Source organism: Holdemania massiliensis (assembly GCF_022440805.1).
GTDB classification, from domain to species: Bacteria; Bacillota_I; Bacilli_A; order Erysipelotrichales; family Erysipelotrichaceae; genus Holdemania; species Holdemania massiliensis_A.
Genome location: NZ_JAKNTK010000001.1, coordinates 2,078,539 through 2,100,158, shown reverse-complemented (window position 1 = coordinate 2,100,158; position 21,620 = coordinate 2,078,539). Strand labels below are relative to the sequence as shown.

The 21,620-nt window shown below is 48.1% G+C and carries 18 protein-coding genes; 16 read left to right on the top strand and 2 right to left on the bottom strand.

Annotated elements, in window-relative coordinates:
* Positions 1-62 precede the first annotated feature (62 nt).
* From MCG46_RS09620 to MCG46_RS09545, 16 genes are all read left to right on the top strand, one after another.
* Positions 63-296 (top strand): FeoA family protein, encoded by a 234-nt coding sequence (locus MCG46_RS09620; protein WP_240279713.1) that lies wholly within the window; start codon positions 63-65, stop codon positions 294-296.
* Positions 293-2,317 carry a ferrous iron transport protein B gene (gene feoB, locus MCG46_RS09615; protein ID WP_240279711.1) on the top strand — a complete coding sequence of 675 codons (2,025 nt, stop codon included), beginning with the start codon at positions 293-295 and terminating at the stop codon, positions 2,315-2,317. The genes MCG46_RS09620 and feoB overlap by 4 nt, the downstream gene beginning before the upstream one ends.
* Before the next feature lie 108 nt (positions 2,318-2,425).
* Entirely contained in the window at positions 2,426-3,508 is a 1,083-nt protein-coding gene (gene gcvT, locus MCG46_RS09610) for a glycine cleavage system aminomethyltransferase GcvT (protein ID WP_240279709.1), read from the top strand.
* A gap of 95 nt (positions 3,509-3,603) precedes the next feature.
* The gene (gcvH, locus tag MCG46_RS09605) at positions 3,604-3,987 is read left to right on the top strand and encodes a glycine cleavage system protein GcvH (protein ID WP_240279707.1); all 384 of its coding nucleotides are present in this window, start codon (positions 3,604-3,606) and stop codon (positions 3,985-3,987) included.
* Between the two features lie 3 nt (positions 3,988-3,990).
* Positions 3,991-5,313, top strand: coding sequence for an aminomethyl-transferring glycine dehydrogenase subunit GcvPA (gene gcvPA, locus MCG46_RS09600; RefSeq protein ID WP_240279705.1), 1,323 nt, complete (start codon positions 3,991-3,993; stop codon positions 5,311-5,313).
* Positions 5,310-6,740: an aminomethyl-transferring glycine dehydrogenase subunit GcvPB gene (gene gcvPB, locus MCG46_RS09595; RefSeq protein ID WP_240279703.1), complete on the top strand. Its 1,431-nt coding sequence runs from the start codon at positions 5,310-5,312 to the stop codon at positions 6,738-6,740. The genes gcvPA and gcvPB overlap by 4 nt, the downstream gene beginning before the upstream one ends.
* A 3-nt stretch (positions 6,741-6,743) precedes the next feature.
* Positions 6,744-7,736: a lipoate--protein ligase gene (locus MCG46_RS09590; RefSeq protein WP_240279701.1), complete on the top strand. Its 993-nt coding sequence runs from the start codon at positions 6,744-6,746 to the stop codon at positions 7,734-7,736.
* Complete coding sequence (gene lpdA / locus MCG46_RS09585; protein WP_240279699.1) at positions 7,730-9,079, top strand: dihydrolipoyl dehydrogenase; 1,350 nt, start codon at positions 7,730-7,732, stop codon at positions 9,077-9,079. The genes MCG46_RS09590 and lpdA overlap by 7 nt, the downstream gene beginning before the upstream one ends.
* A gap of 144 nt (positions 9,080-9,223) precedes the next feature.
* Complete coding sequence (locus MCG46_RS09580; protein WP_240279697.1) at positions 9,224-10,726, top strand: IMP dehydrogenase; 1,503 nt, start codon at positions 9,224-9,226, stop codon at positions 10,724-10,726.
* 95 nt (positions 10,727-10,821) lie between these two features.
* Positions 10,822-12,129: a glutamine-hydrolyzing GMP synthase gene (guaA, locus tag MCG46_RS09575; protein ID WP_240279695.1), complete on the top strand. Its 1,308-nt coding sequence runs from the start codon at positions 10,822-10,824 to the stop codon at positions 12,127-12,129.
* Between the two features lie 116 nt (positions 12,130-12,245).
* Complete coding sequence (locus MCG46_RS09570) at positions 12,246-13,082, top strand: Cof-type HAD-IIB family hydrolase (RefSeq protein WP_240279693.1); 837 nt, start codon at positions 12,246-12,248, stop codon at positions 13,080-13,082.
* A gap of 352 nt (positions 13,083-13,434) precedes the next feature.
* Positions 13,435-13,578, top strand: a complete 144-nt coding sequence (locus MCG46_RS09565; RefSeq protein ID WP_240279690.1) for an HAD family hydrolase — start codon at positions 13,435-13,437, stop codon at positions 13,576-13,578.
* Between the two features lie 80 nt (positions 13,579-13,658).
* Positions 13,659-14,285 carry a DUF6088 family protein gene (locus MCG46_RS09560; protein ID WP_240279688.1) on the top strand — a complete coding sequence of 209 codons (627 nt, stop codon included), beginning with the start codon at positions 13,659-13,661 and terminating at the stop codon, positions 14,283-14,285.
* Positions 14,254-15,264, top strand: coding sequence for a nucleotidyl transferase AbiEii/AbiGii toxin family protein (locus tag MCG46_RS09555; protein ID WP_240279686.1), 1,011 nt, complete (start codon positions 14,254-14,256; stop codon positions 15,262-15,264). The genes MCG46_RS09560 and MCG46_RS09555 overlap by 32 nt, the downstream gene beginning before the upstream one ends.
* Positions 15,265-15,419: 155 nt before the next feature.
* Positions 15,420-16,658: an amidohydrolase family protein gene (locus MCG46_RS09550; RefSeq protein ID WP_240279684.1), complete on the top strand. Its 1,239-nt coding sequence runs from the start codon at positions 15,420-15,422 to the stop codon at positions 16,656-16,658.
* A gap of 56 nt (positions 16,659-16,714) precedes the next feature.
* Positions 16,715-18,820, top strand: a complete 2,106-nt coding sequence (locus tag MCG46_RS09545; protein WP_240279682.1) for a LamG-like jellyroll fold domain-containing protein — start codon at positions 16,715-16,717, stop codon at positions 18,818-18,820.
* Positions 18,821-18,988: 168 nt separating this feature from the next.
* Here the strand turns inward: MCG46_RS09545 and MCG46_RS09540 are convergent, their stop codons facing one another.
* Together MCG46_RS09540 and MCG46_RS09535 are read right to left on the bottom strand one after the other, a co-directional pair.
* On the bottom strand, positions 18,989-20,623 hold the full coding sequence (locus MCG46_RS09540) for a hypothetical protein (RefSeq protein ID WP_240279680.1): 1,635 nt from the start codon (positions 20,621-20,623) through the stop codon (positions 18,989-18,991).
* Between the two features lie 326 nt (positions 20,624-20,949).
* Positions 20,950-21,507, bottom strand: a complete 558-nt coding sequence (locus tag MCG46_RS09535; protein ID WP_240279678.1) for a DUF5662 family protein — start codon at positions 21,505-21,507, stop codon at positions 20,950-20,952.
* Positions 21,508-21,620 lie beyond the last annotated feature (113 nt).

The following is a 21,620-nucleotide window of genomic DNA, read 5'->3' as shown; positions in this document are numbered from 1 at the left end:
AAATTTGCGCGGAAGGAAGGGCTTTTTGCAAGCATAGTCTAATAAAGAAAGGAGAGCAAGCGATGAAACTAACACAATTAACGCCAGGCAGGCGGGCCTTGATCACTTCAATGACTTTGCCACAGGCGATAGTGATCCGCTTAGAAGCACTTGGTTTGCGGGTTGGGGAAGAAATTGAATGCGTCCGGACAGCGCCGCTGCTGGATCCGATCGAGTACAGTGTCGGCGGCAGTCTGATCGCTCTGCGCCGTCCCGATGCTGCGCAGATTGAAGTCGCTTTGATCACCGACCCATGAAGACCGCTGCATTTGTTGGCAATCCCAATGCCGGGAAAACAGCCTGGATCAACGCACTGTCCGATGCCGGGTTTGAGGTTGGCAACTGGCCGGGCGTCACGGTCGAGCGCAAACAGGCTCAGGTTCAATGGGGATCGGAAACACTGACGCTGATTGATCTGCCGGGAATTTATGATTTGCAGAAAACCAACAATGAGGAACAGATCACGCAGGATTTTCTGGAATCGCAGCCGGTCGACTGTCTGATCAACGTTTTGGATGCGACGCATTTACAGCGGGCGCTGCGTCTGACCTTGAAATTAAGAATGCTTCAGATTCCGATGATTCTGATTTTTAACTTTTACGATGAAGTGCTGAAAAATGGGATTGAGATCGACGCACTCAAGCTGAGTCGCCGTCTGGCCTGTCCGATCCTGTGCGTCAGCGCGTTTGATAAGCAGGCTGTGGGACAGGTGAAGGAAACGATCTTAGCCATGCTGAAAGAACCGTTTTCAGGATATCGGCCGTTGTTAACCCAACCGTTGGAAGAGGCGTGGGTCAGACAGGTCAACGCGCTGCAGCTGGCTCAGCCGTTTGCTTCCTCGCTTGCGTTGCAGAAGCAAGCCTACATGCAGCTGTGCGAGGCTCAACCGCAGGCGATGCATCAGGCGCTGTATCAGGCGATTGACAGCCTGATGAGTCATGTCCGTCAGGATCCGCAGCGCCGGCTGTTAAAAACCCGGCGGATTGATGCCGTGCTGCTGCACCGGATTTGGGGGCTGCCGCTGTTATTGGCGATGAGTTTTGCGATGCTGATGCTGATCTATAACGGAAGCTCGCCGTATGTCGGCTGGCTGAACCAGCTGACGCTCTGGATGCAGCATGGTTGTCAGCTTTTGTTAGGTGGAGTGCCGGCATGGCTGCGCTCGCTGGTGTGCGATGGACTCTTGGCGGGGATCGGCAGCGTGCTCAGCTTTCTGCCGCTCATGGCCTTTCTCTATTTCTTTCTCGGGCTGCTGGAAGAAAGCGGCTATATGGCGCGGATCGCTTTCCTGATGGATCGGCTGATGCGGCCGTTTGGCTGCAGCGGCAAGGCGTTTGTTTCCTTGCTTTTAGGTTTAGGCTGCAATGTTCCGGCCGTTATGGCTACCCGTGTCATTGAAGAAGAAAGCAGCCGCCGGCGCACGGCGCTGGTCGTCCCGCTAATCAGCTGCGGCGCACGGCTGCCGATCTATCTGTTGTTTGCAGCCGCGTTTTTTCCTGGTCAGGGCGGGGTGATCGTGTTTACGCTGTATGGCCTGAGTCTGGTCAGTGCACTGGTGTTATCCCTGATTTTGTCTTTACCAGAGCAGCGTCGGCAGCCGTGGATGGTGCTGGAGCTGCCGGTTTACCGCCGTCCTTCTTTAAAAGTGGTGTTCAACAAGGTCAGGCAGGAAGTCAAAAATTATACTCGCAAGGCGATGACGGTCGTGATGCTGGCCATGACAGTGCTGTGGGGTCTGACTTATTTTCCAAGCGGTGAAATTACGACCTCCTATGCCGCCCAGTTTGGCAAAGCGGCCTCTGTGATCTACCAGCCCCTGGGCTTTGGCACGCAGTGGCCGCTGGTGGCCAGTCTGCCCGGCTCCATTGCCGCCAAGGAAACGGTCGTTGGTTTTCTGGCTTCAGTGCTGCGGGACAAGGCCGAGGCACCGCTGGATTTCGCCCAGGAGTCAAAAAATCTCGTACTGGGACTGGGGGAGGCTGTAAAAAACAGCGTGGTGCATCTGGCTGATTTCAGTCAGGAAGGGCAGGATGCCGGATTCATCAGCGAGATCGGCAAGCTGTTTGACGATCCATTGGGGAAACTGCGGGCTTATAGTTTTCTTGTTTACTGCCTGTTTTCGATTCCCTGCATCATGACGCTCAATGCACTGCGCCAGGAGTATGGAACGAAACTGATGCTGAAGTCGATCGCGATCATGGTGCTTTTGCCGTACGGGATGAGTCTGATTTTGTTTCAGCTGGGACGGCTTTTGTATTGGCTGTCGATGATTCGATAGGAAAAAGAACAGAGTTGTCTTGTGAAGTGCAGAACTATGTAGAAAAGCGCTTTCATATTCGCTATAATAAAACTACAAGAGGAACCTGAAAAGGAAAGGAAACCGAGGATGACAGAAAAAACATCGTTATACGACTTTCATCAGAAGCACCAGGGCAAACTTGTCGAATTTGCCGACACCTGGCTGCCCGTCCAGTATCCCACCGGCATCATCAAGGAGCATCAGGCTGTGCGCGAACAAGCCGGGCTGTTTGACGTTTCGCACATGGGCGAATTTCTTGTCGAAGGACCGGAAGCCGCCGCTTATCTTGATCATCTGCTGACCAACAAGATCGCCAATCTGAAACATGGCCAGATGCGTTACAGCTGTCTATGTTATGCGGATGGCGGAACCGTGGACGACTTGATCGTCTACCGTTTTGATGACGAGCATTTTTTATGTATTGTCAATGCTTCCAACAAGCAGAAGGATTGGGAATGGTTCAATCAGAACTGTCACCATGACGTGAAGCTGCGCAATGTTTCGTCTCTGATCTCGCAGGTTGCTTTGCAGGGACCCAAAGCGATTGAAATCTTAGGCAGGCTCGCTGATCTGTCAGCCTTGCCGGCGAAGTCCTACTGGTTCACCGATCAAATTGAACTGGCGGGGAAGAAATGTCTGATTTCCCGCAACGGTTATACCGGTGAGGACGGTGTGGAAATTTACATGCAGAATGAAGATGCGCTGGCGATTACAGAAGCAATTATGGCAGCGGGTGAGCCGTTGGGCTTGATTCCGTGCGGTTTAGGCGCGCGCGATACGCTGCGCTTAGAAGCGGCTATGCCGCTGTATGGGCATGAGCTGGACAGCGAAACAACACCGTTGGAAGCCGGACTGAACTTTGCCGTTAAGCTGGACAAAGCGGATTTTATCGGCAAGCATGGAATGCAGGAAAAAGGGCTGACCAAAGCCCGGATCGGTCTGCAGCTGTTGGATCGAGGCATTGCTCGTGAACACTATGAAGTGCAAAAAGACGGAGCTGTGATCGGTCACATTACCAGCGGCACGATGGCGCCGACGCTGGGCAAAGCGATTGCGATGGCCTATGTCGATGTCGATCATGTCCAGGAAGGCTTGGAAGTCGAAGTCGTGCATGGTGCACGCAGCATGAAAGCCGTGATCTGCGCGATGCCGTTTTACAAGCGCAAATAAATCACCGCAATCAAAAACCTGCAGCCGCTTCTATGAGGATTGAATTCAATTCGCGGCTGGGACGATAAATAAAAAAATGAAGGAGGACATACAACATGTCAGTCGTAAAAGAAGGTTTACTTTACAGCAAGTCTCATGAATGGGTTGAAACGCTGCCTGACGGCACCGCCCGCATCGGCATTTCCGACTATGCCCAGGATAGCTTGGGCGATATCGTGTTTGTCGACATGCATCCCGCCGGCGAGGAAGTCGAAGCAGAAGGGGCGTTAGCCGATGTTGAATCCGTCAAGGCTGTCAGTGAAATTTATTCGCCGGTCGTCGGAACGATCAAGGAAATCAATGAGGAACTGATCGATGCACCGGAAAAGCTGAATGAAGACTGCTACGGCAATTGGATCTGCGTGCTGGAAAACGTCGCGGGTCTGGAAGACCTGTTAAGTCCGGAAGCTTACAGCGAATACCTGACGACGCTGGAGTAGCCCATGAGCGATTACATTGCATCCAGTCCCGAAGAACTGCAGGCGATGCTGGATTCTCTGGGGCTGAAAGATTTAGATGAATTAACCGACCATCTGCCGTCGGCGGTTCTGTTACAGGAAGACGGCTGGGATCTGCCGTCCGGCATGAGCGAATTTGAGGCGCTGGCCAAGATCAAAAAGATGGCCTCCCATAATCGGATCTATGAAGATCTGTATCGCGGCGCCGGGGCCTATCGGCATTACATCCCCAGCCTTGTCAATGCCTTAGCAGGGCGCAGTGAGTTTTTAACGGCCTATACACCGTATCAGGCGGAAATGAGCCAGGGTCTGCTTCAGTCCATTTTTGAATATCAGACGATGATCTGTGAGCTGACCGGCATGGATGTCAGCAATGCCAGTGTGTATGACGGAGCGACGGCCGCCGCTGAAGCACTGTTAATGTGCCGGGATCCGAAGCACCGCCGCGTGCTGGTTCCTTCTTCCGTCCACCCGCAGATTCTGCAGGTCATCCGCACCTATGGCGAAGCGTACGGCATGGAAATCGCCGTGCTGGACTGTCCAAACGGCATCTTGGAAGAGGCTGTGCTGCGGGATGCCTTGAGTGAGGATACGGCCTGTCTGCTTTTGCAGCAGCCCAACTATTTCGGCTTAATCGAAGATGCCCAGACACTGTTTGCGGCGGCAGCTGAAAAGAAGGTCAAAGGCATTCTGCATATTAATCCAATTGCCGCGGCGCTGTTGCCGTCGGCCAAGGAAGTCGGCGCAGTGATTGCGGTCGGCGAAGGTCAGCCGTTGGGCATGCCGCTGAATTTCGGCGGTCCGTACCTGGGCTTTATGGCCAGCGTTTCATCGCTGATGCGCAAGCTGCCGGGCCGGATTGTCGGTCAGAGTACCGATCATCAAGGCCGGCGCGCCTATGTTCTGACGCTGCAGGCCCGCGAGCAGCATATCCGACGGGAAAAAGCCAGCAGCTCCATCTGTTCCAATCAGGCGCTGTGCGCCTTAAGAGCGGCGATCTACTGCAGCGCGATGGGCACCGAAGGTATTGAACAGGTTGCAGCGCACTGCATCAGCAACGCTCACTATTTGGCTGAACAGCTGTGTCAGAAAACCGCGCTGAAATTAAAATATACCGGCGAGTTCTTTCATGAATTTGTTACGGTCAGCGACGTGCCAAGCCGCGTTTTGTTAAAGCATCTGGAAGATCATGATATCTTGGGCGGTCTGCCTTTGAACGATCATGAAATTCTGTGGTGCGCGACCGAAGTGAACAACAAGGAAAATATGGATCATCTGGTTGAACTGATCGGGGAGGTGGCCGCATGAGTCAGCTGATTTTTGAACGCGGGGGTCAAGGCCATCGCGGTGTTGCGCTTCCGCAGCTGCAGGTCCCTGCCTATACGTTAAACACTCCGCTTCGCACAGAGAAGCCGCAGCTGCCTTCGGTCAGTGAGTTGGAAGTTGTGCGCCACTATACCGAATGTTCCCTGCGCGTGAAAGGTGTAGATCATCTCTTTTACCCGTTAGGCTCCTGTACGATGAAGTACAATCCAAAGGTCAACGAGGAGGCGGCGAATCTGGAAGGCTTTACGGCTATCCATCCACTGGCGCCTCAAGAAGATGTACAGGGCTGTCTGGAAGTGATGGAAACGTTGGAACACTATCTGAACCAAATCACCGGTATGGATGCCTTCTGCTTCCAGCCGGCGGCGGGGGCGCATGGTGAATTCAGCGGATTAATGACAATCCGCAACTATTTAAAACGTCATCATGAAGATCAGCGGACAGTCGTGTTCGTTCCGGATTCGGCTCATGGAACCAATCCGGCCAGCGCGGTTATGGCCGGCTTTACGGTGAAGCAGATTCCAAGCAACGAACAGGGCAATGTCGATGTGGAAGCCTTGCGGGCGATGGCCGATGAAACGACGGCGGCGCTGATGCTGACCAATCCGAATACCCTGGGTCTGTTTGAAAAAGATATTCTGGAAATTACCCAAATCATTCATGATGCCGGCGGCTTAGTTTATTATGACGGCGCCAATCTGAATGCGATCATGGGAATTGCTCGTCCTGGCGACATGGGCTTTGATGTCGTTCATCTGAACCTGCATAAAACATTCTCTACGCCGCATGGCGGCGGCGGACCGGGAAGCGGGCCGATCGGCGTCAAAAAGCATCTGATTGACTATTTGCCTGCGCCGCGGATTGAAAACGGTCAGATTCATGAGGATTGTCCGGAGAGTCTCGGCCGAATGAAGATGTTCTACGGCAATTTCGGCGTGATGGTCCGCGCTTTGACGTATGTCATGATCTTAGGCAAAGAAGGCCTGCGCAAAACCAGTCAGGTGGCTGTGCTCAACGCCCGCTATCTTGAACATGAACTGAGCCGACGCTACGATATGGCGGTGGATCAGCCATGCATGCATGAATTTGTCATGACGTTGAAGCGTCAGCATCAGCAGCTGGGGATCAATGCCATGGATATCGCCAAAGGCATGATCGATCGCGGCATTCATCCGCCGACGATGTATTTCCCATTGATCGTTGAGGAAGCCCTGATGGTTGAGCCGACGGAAACCGAACCGAAGGCGGTGCTGGATGAAGCGGTGCGCGTCTTAAACGAACTGCTCGATCTTGCATCTCAGGATCCGCAGGCTTTGCATGCTTGTCCGCAGACGACGCCGATTGGACGCATTGACGAAGTTCAGGCAGCTCGGCATCCAATCCTGCGCTGGCAGAAGGAAAACGGATAGACGATGTTGTATTTTGCAGAGGGTCAGACTTTTGACCCTTACTTTAATTTAGCGATGGAAAAATGGCTTTGCGATCATCTTGAGGGACAGCTTATCCTGTACTTGTGGCAGAACGAACATACCGTCGTGATCGGCAAAAATCAGAATCCGTTAAAGGAGTGCCGGCTGGCGGCGCTGCGGCAGGACGGGGGATTGCTGGCCCGACGCTGTTCCGGGGGCGGAGCGGTGTACCATGATCTGGGAAATCTGAATTTCACAATCCTGATGCCTTCCGATCAATTTGATCTGAATAAACAGTGTTCTGTGCTTCTGCAGGCGGTGCGGCAATTCGGGATTAACGCGCAGTTCTCCGGCCGCAATGATCTGACGGTGGAAGGGCGCAAGTTCTCCGGCAATGCCTTTTATCATGGCCCTTACGGCAGCTTTCACCATGGAACGCTGCTGGTGGATACCGATGGTGAAAAGGTAGGCCGATATCTGCGGGTTTCCCAGGCAAAGCTGAAAGGCAATGGCGTTGATTCAGTGCGCCGACGGGTTATCAATTTGAAAGAATGCGCCCCGGACATCACGATTGACAAGCTTAAAACAGCGCTGCGGGAAGCGATGCAGCAGGTTTATGGTCAGCCGGGGACGCCCTGGTCATGGACAGCGCAGCAGCTAACGGAAATCCGGCAGCTGGCTAACGAATATCAAAGTGAAGCATGGCTGCTTCCAGATAAATTCCAGGCTGATCTGTGCATTGAGAAACGCTTTGGATGGGGCGAGATTCAGGTTCAGCTGCAGCTGCAGCCGCAGCGGATTACAGCCTGCCGGCTGTACAGCGACGCGATGGATGAAGCGGCGATCAGCACCTTGCAGCAGCTGCTTCAGGATTGTCCGCTGACTCCAGAGGCGCTGCATTCGCGCGCCTTAAAGGCCGCCGCAGAACATCCGCTGATCCCAGAGTGCATCGCATGGATCAGTCAAGAAATAGAAGGGCAGGAGTCTACATGGTAATCAAAACCGAACTTGTGATTCTCGGCGCCGGTCCGGCCGGCTATGAAGCGGCCATTCACGCGGCGCAATGCGGGATGCAGGTTGTTTTAATTGAAAAAGATCAGGTTGGGGGCACGTGTCTGAACCGCGGCTGCATTCCGACTAAAAGTTTGTTATATCAAGCCCATCAACTGCACACAGCGGCTCAATACGCGGCTTTTGACTTTGACAGCGACCAACTGCGCAAACAAAAGGAAGAAACCGTTGCCAAACTGCAGAAGGGGATTGCTCAGCTGATCAAAGGCAATCAAATTCAATATATCACAGGCGAAGCTAGCATCATTGGTCCGCAGACCGTTCGTGTCAACGAGGAAACGATCGAGGCCGAGCACATTTTGATCGCAACCGGCTCGAAAGCCTCTGTTCCGCCGATTCCAGGAATCGAACACGCGATGACCTCGGATCAGGTGCTGGCTTGGGACAGACCTTTACCTAAACAGGCTGTCATCATTGGCGCCGGGGTGATTGGTCTGGAGTTTGCGGATCTGTTATTGGATCTGGGAGTGGCTGTAACGCTTTTAGAAGCGGCACCACGGCCATTGATTCAGGCGGATCGGGAAATCGCGCAGAACCTGCAGATGATCCTGAAACGTCGCGGGGCTCAGATTCATTGCGGTGTTTCCATCACGCAGATCCGGGCGTCGGAGGTGGACTATCTGGAGAAAGAGAAACCGCAGACAGCTCAGGGTGAATGGATCATCGCCGCAACCGGACGCAAACCGGTGCTGTGTGACTGTGATCTAGAACTGTTACAGGAGCGCGGCCGCTTGGTAACCGATGCCTGCGGAAAGACCTCAATTCCAACGATTTATGCCGCCGGCGATGTGACCAGTCAGATTCAGCTGGCGCATCTGGCCAGTGCTCAGGCTATCAATGCTGTGGATGCGATGCTGGGGCGGAAGCCGCAGTTTGATCTGACGTGCATTCCTTCCTGTCTGTATACCCATCCGGAAGCCGCCTGGGTCGGATTGTTCGAGGAAGAAGCACAGGCGCAGGGAAGAGAAATCTTTATTGGCAAGACTACTACGCTGGGCAATGCCAAATCAATGATCGAACAAGCTCCGCGCGGTTTTGTCAAGCTGATTGCGGATGCCGCGTCAAGACAGGTATTAGGCGGAATCATTGTCGGGGCGCATGCCAGCGATTGGATTGGCACGATCGCTCAGGCTGTCAGTCTGCATTTAACGGTGGATGACTGCCAGCGGGTCATTGTAGCGCATCCGACCTGGAGCGAAGCACTGCATGAAGCACTGATGGATGTGGATCAGCACGCAATCCATACCTTATACTCTCGTTTACGTTAAGCCAAGGCGGACTTTCCTTTACCGGAAAACCGCCTTTTCTTATAAGAATTGTAAAAATTTTCAAAACGGTTCATTTAATCCTTTACTTTGGGGCATAATTTCATTATAATCATGGATAATACAAAAGGGAAAAGGAGCGAAATTATGGCATATTACTATGATCAACCGTCTCATACGTTCAGCGAATATCTGTTAGTTCCAGGCTATTCTTCCAGCGAGTGCGTTCCAACGTCAGTCAGTTTGAAGACACCATTAGTCAAATACAAAAAAGGCGAAAAACCTACGATTGAAATGAACATTCCGATGGTCAGCGCGATCATGCAGGCAGTTTCCGATGACCGAATGGCCGTTGCTTTGGCTAAGGAAGGCGGCGTTTCGTTCATCTTTGGTTCACAGTCGATTGAAAGTCAGGCGGCGATGGTGGCCCGTGTCAAGAATCACAAAGCCGGCTTCGTTGTCAGCGATTCCAACATCACGCCGGATATGACATTGGCGCAGGTGCTCGAACTGGTCGAGGAAACAGGACATTCCACGATGCCGGTAACCGAGGACGGAACCGCAAACGGCCGGTTGGTTGGAATGGTGACCAGCCGTGACTACCGTGTATCCCGCATGGCCCCGGAAACCAAGGTTGCGGAATTCATGACGCCGTACGACAAGCTGATCGTAGGTCATGAGAGCGATACCCTGTCGGACTGCAATGATTTGATTTGGGAACACAAGCTGAATCAGCTGCCGATTATTGATGAGAATCAGCATCTTTTATATCTGGTTTTCCGTAAGGATTATGCTACGCATAAGGAAAATCCGGATGAACTGCTGGATTGTCACAAGCGTTACATCGTCGGCGCCGGCATCAACACCCGCGATTATGCGGAACGCGTTCCGGCTTTGGTTGAAGCGGGCGTAGATGTACTGTGCATCGACTCCTCGGAAGGCTTCAGTGAATGGCAGAAGCGCACAATTTCATGGATTCGTGCGAAATATGGCGACAGCGTAAAAGTGGGAGCCGGCAATGTTGTGGACCGTGAAGGATTCCGCTTCCTGGCGGAAAGCGGGGCGGATTTCATTAAAGTGGGAATTGGCGGCGGTTCCATCTGCATTACGCGGGAAACCAAAGGCATTGGCCGCGGACAGGCAACAGCGGTAATCGAGGTTGCCAAAGCTCGTGATGAATACTTTGAAGAAACAGGCATCTACATTCCAATCTGTTCTGACGGCGGTATCGTTTACGATTATCATATTACTTTGGCCTTGGCGATGGGCGCAGACTTTGTTATGCTTGGCCGCTACTTCAGCCGGTTTGAAGAATCGCCGACAACCAAATTAATGGTTAACGGCACGTATGTCAAAGAGTATTGGGGCGAAGGCAGCAACCGTGCCCGCAACTGGCAGCGTTATGATCTGGGCGGTGCGCAGAAGCTGAGCTTTGAAGAAGGTGTTGATTCGTATGTTCCTTATGCGGGTACGCTGAAGGAAAACGTCACCTTGACGTTGTATAAGGTGAAATCGACGATGTGCAACTGCGGCGCGCTTTCAATTCCTGAGCTGCAGCAGAATGCCCGGCTGACGTTAGTTTCCGCAACCTCGATTGTTGAGGGCGGTGCGCATGACGTCATCGTCAAAGACAAAAGCTCAATGAAATAAATTTTCCCTTGACCCTATAAAAAGATCGGATAAGCGAACTCCGGTCTTTTTCTGAAAGAAAGCAGCGAGCATGACAATTTGAAGGAGGAAGAGCAATGAAACAGGATATGATTTTAATCTTAGATTTAGGCAGCGATGAAAATACCGTGCTGGCGCGGATGATCCGTGATTTAGGTGTATACAGTGAGATCAAGCCGCACGACATCACCAAGGAAGAATTAGCGAAGCTGGATAACGTCAAAGGCATCATTTTAAACGGCGGTCCGCTGAACATCGTAGACGGAAAGGCGATTGAAGTCGGCGATCATGTCTATGCGGCGCAAGTTCCTGTCTTGGCCATCGATTATGCGAAAGCGAAGTGTGCGGACAGCCTCGCGCAATGGCCTGCGGATGAAGCGGAAATGAAGGAAATTGTAAAGACGTTCTTGTTTGAAAAATGTCACGCCGAAGTGAATTGGAACATGAAAAACTTCATCGCCGATCAGATTGAATTGATCCGCCGCCAGGTAGGCGACCGCAAAGTTTTGTTGGCCTTGTCAGGCGGGGTCGATTCTTCGGTCGTAGCGGCCTTGTTGATCAAGGCGATTGGCAAGCAGCTGGTCTGCGTGCATGTCAATCATGGCTTGATGCGCAAAGGGGAATCGGAGAGCGTTATTGATGTGTTCCGTCATCAGATGGAGGCCAACCTGATCTATGTGGATGCCAGCGAGCGGTTCTTAACGAAGCTGGAAGGCGTTGCCGATCCGGAACAGAAGCGGAAGATTATCGGTGCGGAATTTATTCGTGTTTTTGAAGAAGAAGCGCGGAAGCTGGAAGGCATTGATTTCCTGGCGCAGGGAACGATCTATCCGGATATCGTGGAATCAGGAACCAAAACGGCAAAGGTTGTCAAATCGCATCATAACGTCGGAGGTCTGCCGGAAGACATGAACTTCGAGCTGGTTGAGCCTTTGACCTATCTGTTTAAAGATGAAGTCCGGGCTTGCGGCCTGGAATTAGGCCTGCCGTATGAGATGGTCTTCCGTCAGCCGTTTCCAGGACCAGGATTGGGTGTTCGCTGCTTAGGCGCGATTACAAGAGAACGGCTGGAAGCGGTGCGGGAATCGGATGCAATTTTACGTGAGGAGTTTGCCAAAGCGGGTTTAGATAAGAAAGTCTGGCAGTATTTTACGATTGTTCCTGATTTCAAGTCCGTTGGCGTTAAGAACAACGCGCGCTGTTTTGAATATCCGGTGATTATTCGTGCTGTCAATACGATTGATGCGATGACGGCTTCGATTGAACAGATCGACTGGCCGGTGCTGAGCAGGATTACGGATCGTATCCTGAATGAAGTTGCCAACGTGAATCGGGTTTGTTATGATTTGTCACCGAAACCTTGCGCGACAATAGAGTGGGAATAGGTTTTTAACTTTTATCTTATTGATGCAGATAATTTAGCTTATTGTCTGCATTTTCTTATATCATTATTTTTAGTTTAAAAACTGCGCAGTTTATGAAAAAATATAAAGGAGAACTTATGAATTCAATTCGCTTAATTGCAACAGATTTAGACTTCACTTTGTTGAACGAACATTTTGAACTTTCGGAGTCAACAAAAGAAATCCTGAGCCGGATTTTAGAGAGCGGTGTGGAGTTTGTTCCATGCAGCTCCCGGCCGTTGAGTGAGATTCCTCAATGGCTGCGTCAACAAAAGAAAATTCGCTGGATTGTGACAGCCAATGGCGGACTGATCGTTGATAATCAAACTGGAGAAACGTTAGTTTCCAATACGCTTCCAGCTTCCAAAACTAAGGCGTTGTTGACCTTGGCAGAACCAATGAATCCGCACTGGAGTTGTTTGATTGAAGGACATCTGCACAGTCATCTGGCGATTTTGGATGATCGAAAGGCGCTGAAAATTGAAGGATCTTATTTAGAGAACATTTTAAAGAATCGAATTTGGGAATCGGGTAAGGATTTCCTGGATACTTTGCCGGATGCTCAGATTGCCAAAATTCATTTCATTACAAGCCGGGATTTTCCAGAGAAGAAGCAGGCTCTGATCGATCTGTTATCGCAGGAGAAGGGAATTTCATTAACATCTTCACATCCTTCAAATTTAGAGATTCTGCATCCGTTAGCAAACAAGGGCGATGCTGTGCGTTGGGTGATGCAGCAGCTGAATTGCAAGTCGGAAGAAGCCGTAGCCTGTGGGGATAACGCCAATGATCTGCCTATGCTTCAGGCTGTTTATCACAGTGTAGCGGTTGCCAATGCGACGGATGAAGTCTTAGCCATGGCTCGTCATCATGCTTTATCGCATCGTGAAGACGGTGCAGCCAAGATGATGGAACAGCTTCTTGGACAAGCTTAATTGAAGTAAAAAACGTTTGTCTGATCAAGATAGGTTGGACGAAGCACCTCTTTGCCGGCTTACTATTGCTTGTGAGGTGCTTTTTATATTCTCTATTTTTAGTTTGTGCTTCACCTTGATGCAGATATTATCTATACGGTTTAAATAAATAAGAAAATTTTGCCTCTAAGAACGATTCCATTGACCAAAAATGAATTTTTTTGATTTTGATCAATAGTGATGATATTGCATGATTTCAATTTGGAACATTACGATGAAATAATAAATAATTACTTGTTCATAGACGAAGTTCAATTATGTGATCAATTTGAAAAAGCTATTAATAGTATTCATACTAAAGAGATATTTAAATATGCCTATGCTTCAGGCTGTTTATCACAGTGTAGCGGTTGCTAATGCGACGGATGAAGTCATAGCCATGGCTCGTCATCACGCTTTATCGCATCGTGAAGACGGTGCAGCCAAGATGATGGAACAGCTCCTTCGACAAGCGTGATTGAAAGAGAAAATCATTTCTTTTAAATTGACTGTATGCACCCAAAAGTGTATAATTATAGGTGCAAGGAGGCGATGCAAATGAATTCGATTTCCACTCAAATAGAAAACATTATGACTGAAAATAAAGGTAAAATTTATTCGATTCATGATTTTTACAGATTGGGAACAAAAAATACAATCAAATCCATTTTATATCGTTTAAATGAAGAAGGTAAGATTACTAGACTTATTGATGGATTATATACAAAGCCTAAGTTTAGTGAGATTTTAAATGAATATTCTTATCCAGATACAAACGCTGTTGCCGATAAGATTGCAGATAAATTTTCGTGGACAATATCGCCAACCGGGGATACAGCCTTGAATTACACCGGCCTTTCTACACAAGTGCCTAACGAATATGTTTATATTTCTGATGGACCGTACAGAGAATATCTTTATAGGAATAAGAAGATTATTTTTAAACACACAACAAATAGAAATATCACCTCTTATTCAAAAGAATTATCTATTCTGATACAAGCCATTAAAGCGATTGGAAAAGATAACATTAGCAATAATGATATTCAAAAATTTACAATTTTTTCTAAAAATATTAGTGAAGATTTGTTAAAGGATACTTTAAAATTACCTTTTTGGATTCAAGAGGTTTTAGAAAGGATACAAAAGAAAAATGACGAGCAAACTATTACAAATTTCAAGTGAAGAGTTGGAATTAGTTATTCAAAACACAGCGGACAAACTCAATATGTCAAATGCAATTGTAGAAAAAGATTTATGGGTTTGTATTATTTTAAAGTATTTATTTAAAGATTTTAAATATAAAGACTCTATTATTTTCAAAGGCGGTACAAGTCTATCGAAAGTATATAAGTTGATAGAAAGGTTTTCAGAAGATATAGATTTGGCTTTGGATTGGAAGGTTATGGGCTATGGTAGTCTAGAGCCTTATGAAGATAGAAGTAATACCAAGCAATTAAAATTCAATGACAAGTTAAATGATGACACGAAAGTTTTTCTTCGTGGCGTATTTTTGCCGACACTTCAAGAAGATTTCAAAGAAATTTTAAAAGACAGAAATTATCGTTTTTATATTGATGAAACTGATGAACAGACAATTTGCTTTGATTATCCTAAAAACCATCAGGATAGCTCTGTATTACAAGTAATTAGGCTAGAAATTGGGAGTTTAGCTGAGCCTATTCCTGCAAGCAAAAGGAGAATACAAACATATATTGAAGAAGTGTATTCTAATGTATTTAACGAAAACATTGATGTCGTAGCCGTTGACTCTTTAAGAACATTTTACGAAAAAATCACAATACTTCATCGAGAAGCGAACAGAGTCAATGGGAATTATCCGACAAGATATTCTAGACATTTCTATGATGTATATAAAATGTTATTGACCGATATTAAAGAAAAAAGTTTTGAGAACTTAAATCTGTTAAAATCGGTGATTGATTTTAAAAAGAAATTTTATGCAAGTAATTGGGCAAAGTATGATGATATTATGGCTGGTAATCTAGAACTGATTCCTGCTGCTGATGGATTAGAAATCTTTTCTAAAGATTACGATAGCATGAAGAATATGTTATTTGGTGAAAAAATATCCTTTGATAAAATCGTAAGTGTAATAAAAGAATATGAAGTTGAGTTAAATAGAGTAATTAGAAGTAGCTAAGTTTCACATATGAAAGTGAAATAACGAGACTGTTATATAGAGAATCAGATAGATCAAGATGAGTTGAAGCTGACTCATCTTTTACTTTAATCCAAAGCCAAGAATCAGGAGAATATGATATACTTTGGTTAAGGAAATAGATGAGGAAGATGACAATGAAATTAAAAAATATCTGGCAGCTTGACTCACAATCGCATCTGATTCAGCAAGATCTCTTTTTGCATTCTGATCAAATTGTCGATTTTGATGATGGCGGTGATGAGCTGGATTGCCATGATTTACTGGTGCTTCCTGGAATGGTGAACGCCCATTTTCATGGTACAAGTACAGTCACCCGCGGTTTGTTTATGGATATGCCAGTGGCTCAATGGCTTAACGATTCACCCCAGGGCCAGATCCAGCAACGTTTTATCAGAGCATTGGATCAATGTACTGAGGAAGAACGCATCCAGCTGTCTTTGTATGAATACAGTTCCATGCTGAAACAGGGGATAACCACTGTTTTTGACTGCCGCTTATTCCAACAGGATTATAAAGCGAAGAAAAAAGCAGGGGAGTTGAGCGGGATACGTTTAACTTTGGAAGCTGACAATCCTTCTCAGTTAGACGATCAGCCCTTATTGAGAACCGCTTTGCCTTTGCCGGAAGAAAGCGGATGGTCCGTGGAAGCCTGCGCCCAGGCGCAAGCATGGAAACGAAATTATCCTGCAGCTTTATTTAAGGCGCATTGTATGGAAACCGAACTGGCCGTAAAAACAATTCAATCGAAGGGCTATGCGCATACCGTCGATGCTTATGCTCAGGCGGGATTATTGGACGAACATAGCGTTTTAATTCATAATTGCAAAGCCTCGGAAGAAGCGATTCAGCTGGCGGCACAGAACCATGTTCGTATGATCAACTGTCCCATCTCCAATCTAAAATCGCAGAATGGCGTCAGTCCGTTAAAAATCATGCTCGACAACGATATTGAAATCGGACTTGGCACCGATTGGGGAAGACTGCAGATGATGGATGTTATGAAATTGGAATATTTACTTCTGCGTGATCAACATGTCCCAAATCCTGCACAAACTGTTTGGAAAATGGCAACTGAATGGGGCGCCCGCTGCAGTGGCTGGCCGCAGATAGGGATGCTGAAACCTGGAATGCAGGCCGATCTGATCTTCCTGCGGCTTCATGAACCTGACTTTCAGCCTTTAATCAGTACGTCCGATTTCAGCGATGTCCTGCAGAACTGGATCTTTGACGGACGATCAGAATGGATTGAACACGTCATGGTTGCGGGGAACTGGAAAGTCAAAAACAGACAGTTATGCGGCCTCGATGAAACCCAGCTCATTGCCAAACAGCAGCAGTTAATGAAGAAACTGGTTGCCGAAACCCTTAAGTAAGCATGGTGTTCATGCTTATTTTCTTGTATACTAAGAAGAAAGAATAGAAGAAAGGAATGATTTCTCTGTCAGTACTCAATAAGATGATTCTTTCACTGCTGAGCCTTTGCCTGCTCGGCGGCTGTCAAAAAAGTACAAAAACCACCCACATTACCGACACCAGTCAGGCCGTGGATACGGCGGAAGTCGAATATTACAATTCCACCAAAGCCCCGGAATGGACATGGCGGGAGGGAATTAAGATGGATGCTTATCTTTTGACGAATGATGCGGAACATACAATGGAAAGCACGATCTTAAACGGCAGCGATACGGCGACAATCAGTTTCTGGATTAAACCGGCAACCAATGTCCCAGATCTGCCTTTGATCTCCGTCGTTAATGATCAGGCGGAGATCATGAAGCTGACCAATCTGACCGCGCGGGAAGAGGGTACGCTGCAGGGGATGGCGTTGCAGATGAAGGCGGAAGGGCAGGAACAATGGCTGATTTCCAACAGTGAATTTACCCTGAACACCCATCGCTACAACCAAGTCGTGCTAGTCTTCCAAGGAACTCAGGCATCCGTTTATCTTAACGGACAGCCAGCGATGAACGGTCAGATCGGAGCCTCCATCAATCAAATCGAAAAATCGTGGCTGGTTGTCGGCAAGGATGCGATTGCTTACGGCGATTGTATGGAAGGACAGTTTCAGGACTTCCAAATCCGTAAAAAAGCGTTGAGTGCGGCGGAAGTTGAAGATGAATTCGACCGCTTTTACCCCGAAGTTCTGCTCAGTGAAATCACCATCCCCAATGCGGAAGATCTGCAGGAAAATCTGACGCTGTATCCGGAAGTGGACAGTCAGTATGAAGCGCAATGGACGAGCAGCAATCCCACGTTTTTAAAGGTGGAGAACAATGCCGGAGTGATCACAAAACCCACGGTTGAACAAGGGGATCAGGAAGTGACGCTGACCTTGACGACGAAAGTCAAAAATCGTTCATTCCAACGCGATTATCTGATTACAATCCGCGCTGAAACACCGGCAACCAAGCTGCTGCGCGATATCAAAGCGCTGCCGATTACATTAGGAACACTATTGAACGCTGGAAGCTCACTGCCCACGATTGCAGAAAATGGCAGCCAGATTGAATGGAAGGTCATCAGCGGCAATCTGCGTTTAGAAAAGAACGTTCTGATCAAGACCCACCTGGAAGAGGAACGCGTTCCTGTACAGCTGGAAGCGACGCTGATGCAGGGAGAGCTCAAGGATACTGTGACGATGGACGCGGTTGTCCTCGATGCTTATGCCGGCTACATCCTGTCCTACTTTAACGGCGATCTCGGCAAGGAAACCGGAAAGCTTGCCTACAGTCAGGACGGTCTGCATTGGACTGACCTCAATCAGGGGAAATCCATTTTAACCAGTAATTTGGGAACCGGACGTGTGCGGGATCCGTTTATCGGCCGCGACAAAGAAGGAAAGTTTGTTATTCTAGCAACAGAAGGCTATGACAATCCATCCATTTATGTCTGGAAAAGCGAAGATTTGGTGAATTTCAGCGATCATGGACTGCATCGCGTGGCCTGGTTTGACAAAGGTTTATACAGTACCGGAAGCCGGGCCTGGGCTCCAGAAATGACGTATGATCCTGCAACGGGGGATTATGTGATCTATTATTCCGATGCGCAGGATCCCAAGAGCGGTTCGATGTTTGCGGTAACGACTCAGGATTTCGCGACATTTACTTATCCGATGGCGCTGTTTAATCCGGGCTACAAAGTGATTGACGGCACGATTCTGCGCATGCATGGCCAATATTGGATGCTTTATAAAGATGAACGCGAAGCCGCACAGACAATTTTCTATACGAGCACTCAGGATTTAAGTCAGGGCTTTACACGCCGCTATGACGACCTGTTTATCTACAATCGCAAATATATTGAAGGTCCGTTTACGCTGCCGTCCCTGCATGAGCCGGGCGTGTACTATCTCTACGTTGACAATTATCCGAATCAACGATTCTATGTTGCCCGTTTCTCTCAGCTTGGCGAAACCGCGGACTTTCAGTGGCTTGCGGAAGGGGAATACACCTTGCCGAATGAAGATGTCCGGCATGGTTCCGCGATCCCGGTTACCCAGAAAGAATTGGATCGCATCCTGCAGGCATACAACTGATCTCGAGTGATTCAGGATCTGTCTTTTGAAATCAAACCGACATTCAAACGTTTCTTGCTTTTGTTTCAGATTTTCTGATGACGAAAGCACAGAGACGTTTTTCAATAGCATTGATGGGATTGCAGAGATATCGCTGTTTTGTGCTGAACTTTGCTCACTGAGCGATGTTTAGTCTAATTTACCTTCACTGTCATTGGATCGAAATCGGTACTCAATGATTTGGCTATCAGCCCAGATCCGCATAATCGTACTATGACCATGACCGGTCATTCGTCCTGCTTCACGTGCTGAAATCTCAGGATTATCGAGCTTGAGCTGGCAGATCTGCCGAATCTCAGAGTCTTTTATTCTTTTCCGGGAAGCAGAAATTTTTAAATGCTTATTCGCTTTCTCAGCTTGATCGTCATAGAGACCCTTTTGCTGTAAAATCCGATATACCGCATGCCGCTCCATCCCTACACTTTCAGCGATATCCTGCGTAGAGAACTGGGGATGACTGCGTTTGAGCTGACATATTTTTTCATCCCGCAGTTTTGTTCGATCAGCGTAGAATGCCCGCTGACGCTTTACACCCAGCCTTCGCTCTTTGGCGACATCGTAAATGCCGGCGCTGACTTGAACCTCTTTGACCAGATCCCGGCCAACCCCGAAATGCTTTGCGATGTTTCGCACTGATTTGTCTGGATTATCAAGACTGTAGGCAAGAATACTTAATTTCTCTGATTTCCAGGCAGTTCTTGTTATCTGCAGCCAATCCAGCTCCGTCAGATCGCAGTTCAGAAGTGCAGGCAGGGGAGAGCGGAGAAGATTATTCTTTATGAATTCTGTTTCACTCTTTCGGCAGTTGATCTCAATGTATCGGAAAGGCGGAATTCCATGATCGCAAGCCAGCTGCTTCTTATGGAGGTCTGCCGTTCTGTTTTTTTCCAGCACATTCTTAAAATAACCTGTTCCTTCTTCGTAATGCTGCTTCCCATGGGCTTCAATGATCGCATTCAGCTCAGGTAAATAAAAGTCATAGGAATACGTCTGAGCCCAAGGCAGATCTTTTCTTGAAGCTTCCTGAATATATGGGACTTTAAGACTGTCCAAAACACATTTAATCAGCCGATGAGGAAAGGAACGGCCAACTGACCAACAACAGGCACAGCCGATCGAATGCGTGCGGCTTAAAGTTGAGATCGCGATCGCTTTTTCCCTTATTTTCCCGCAATAGGGACAGCGAAAACGAAGCTTCTGATTCTGACCGTGCGTGTACTGTCTGGCCTGCGCAATCCCACCAGGAAAGAACGGGATCATCCAGGGATCGGTTTCGACAATTGAAAGCCTTCCGGACAACGGGGAATATCGGCATTGGCTGCAGGCACAGTTCTTTGGCGGCAATACCCGTTCTTCCGCCATCCATGTCTTTGCCCCGCACAAAAAACAAAGAATTTCTACTTCCCGCTGCGTCGCCTGGGGATTAGCTTTCAGAACACCGCGCCGCTGATCAACAATCTTATAATGGCGCCGCTCATCTTGAAACTGCTGCCCGATAACGGTGACGAAATCAAAAGAACGGGTTTGAAGAATCCGGCCCAGGATGCAATTTTTGACAGAACTGGCAGGTACTGAGTGAATAATTCGATTCTCAAATTCAATCTCCAGGATAGCTTCCCCATGTTTTCCTTTGTTCGCTTGGAGAATCGTCATTTCACCGCGAAGATGATCATAGATAAACGGAATCTGAAAACCTGCGGCCTGATTCCAGGCAATATAATTACGCTTGTCCCGAGGTAATTGGGTTAAATCGACATATCGCATACAGGACCTCATCCTAGCTGTTCGGCCAAAATCCATTGAAAAGGGAGGGGATTTCATGCTTTCAGCAGAACAGCGCTTTTCCACTTGTTATTTTAAAGCGTAGATTGAGAACCGACAAGTTTTCTTTTCAGCGCTAGAATTATCTTTTTTCTCTTCAAAATGGAATTTTTGACAGCCAGCTTTATGCAAGGATTGACAGCTGAAAGATGGAAGAAAAAAGAAATCCGGTGTTAGAGAGCGTAAATAAAAAAGCAGCCGCGGTGAACTGCTCAATTTGACGGCACGAAGATTTATCGGAATCTCTCAAGCTTTGTAAGAACTTTTATTTAGTTAGATTCCGTTCTGCGCCAGTCTTGTTTTATCTTTTTAAAAGCCGCATTAATTCCATCATCCCTTACCCATTCTAAATATGTTTGAAGCAATGCGGCGGTCTCTGGATGCATGAACTGGCGATCACTCCCGCGCTGGAAATACTCGATTGCGGAAGCATCCGTATATTTTTCTTTCTGATATGTCTGACAGGCCGCGATCCGATCGCAGACCATCTCCGCGACATAGCGCTTCGGCATTTCGACGCAGAATAGCCCGGCGCATTGCTTGTTTCGGTCAATCCAATACTCCCAATGATGCTTGTTATGTCCTTTGTGATGCAGCCAGCCCTCAGAATAACCCTTGGCTTCTTTTTCAGCGTCAATGGGCGAGCGGTATCCTTGGAAATAACGGACGCCTGACCAGAATTCGATCGGACTGTATTTGGACAGATCATGAAGCAGCCCCTGTTTGATTAATCCCATTTTAAAGCACAGCCGCGTGACCCGCAGCTTATGCAGCGTAATCGTCTTGAAATGTCCCCAGAACCGAGCGGGGAATGAGGCAGAACGCATATCGATCCTTCTTTCTGTTCTGTTTTCCATTCTATACGAATGTTAAAAAAAAGGCAAATCAAAAGTCCGTAAAAAGGCATGAGAAAGAGTTTCGCCAAACCGTTTTTCATGCT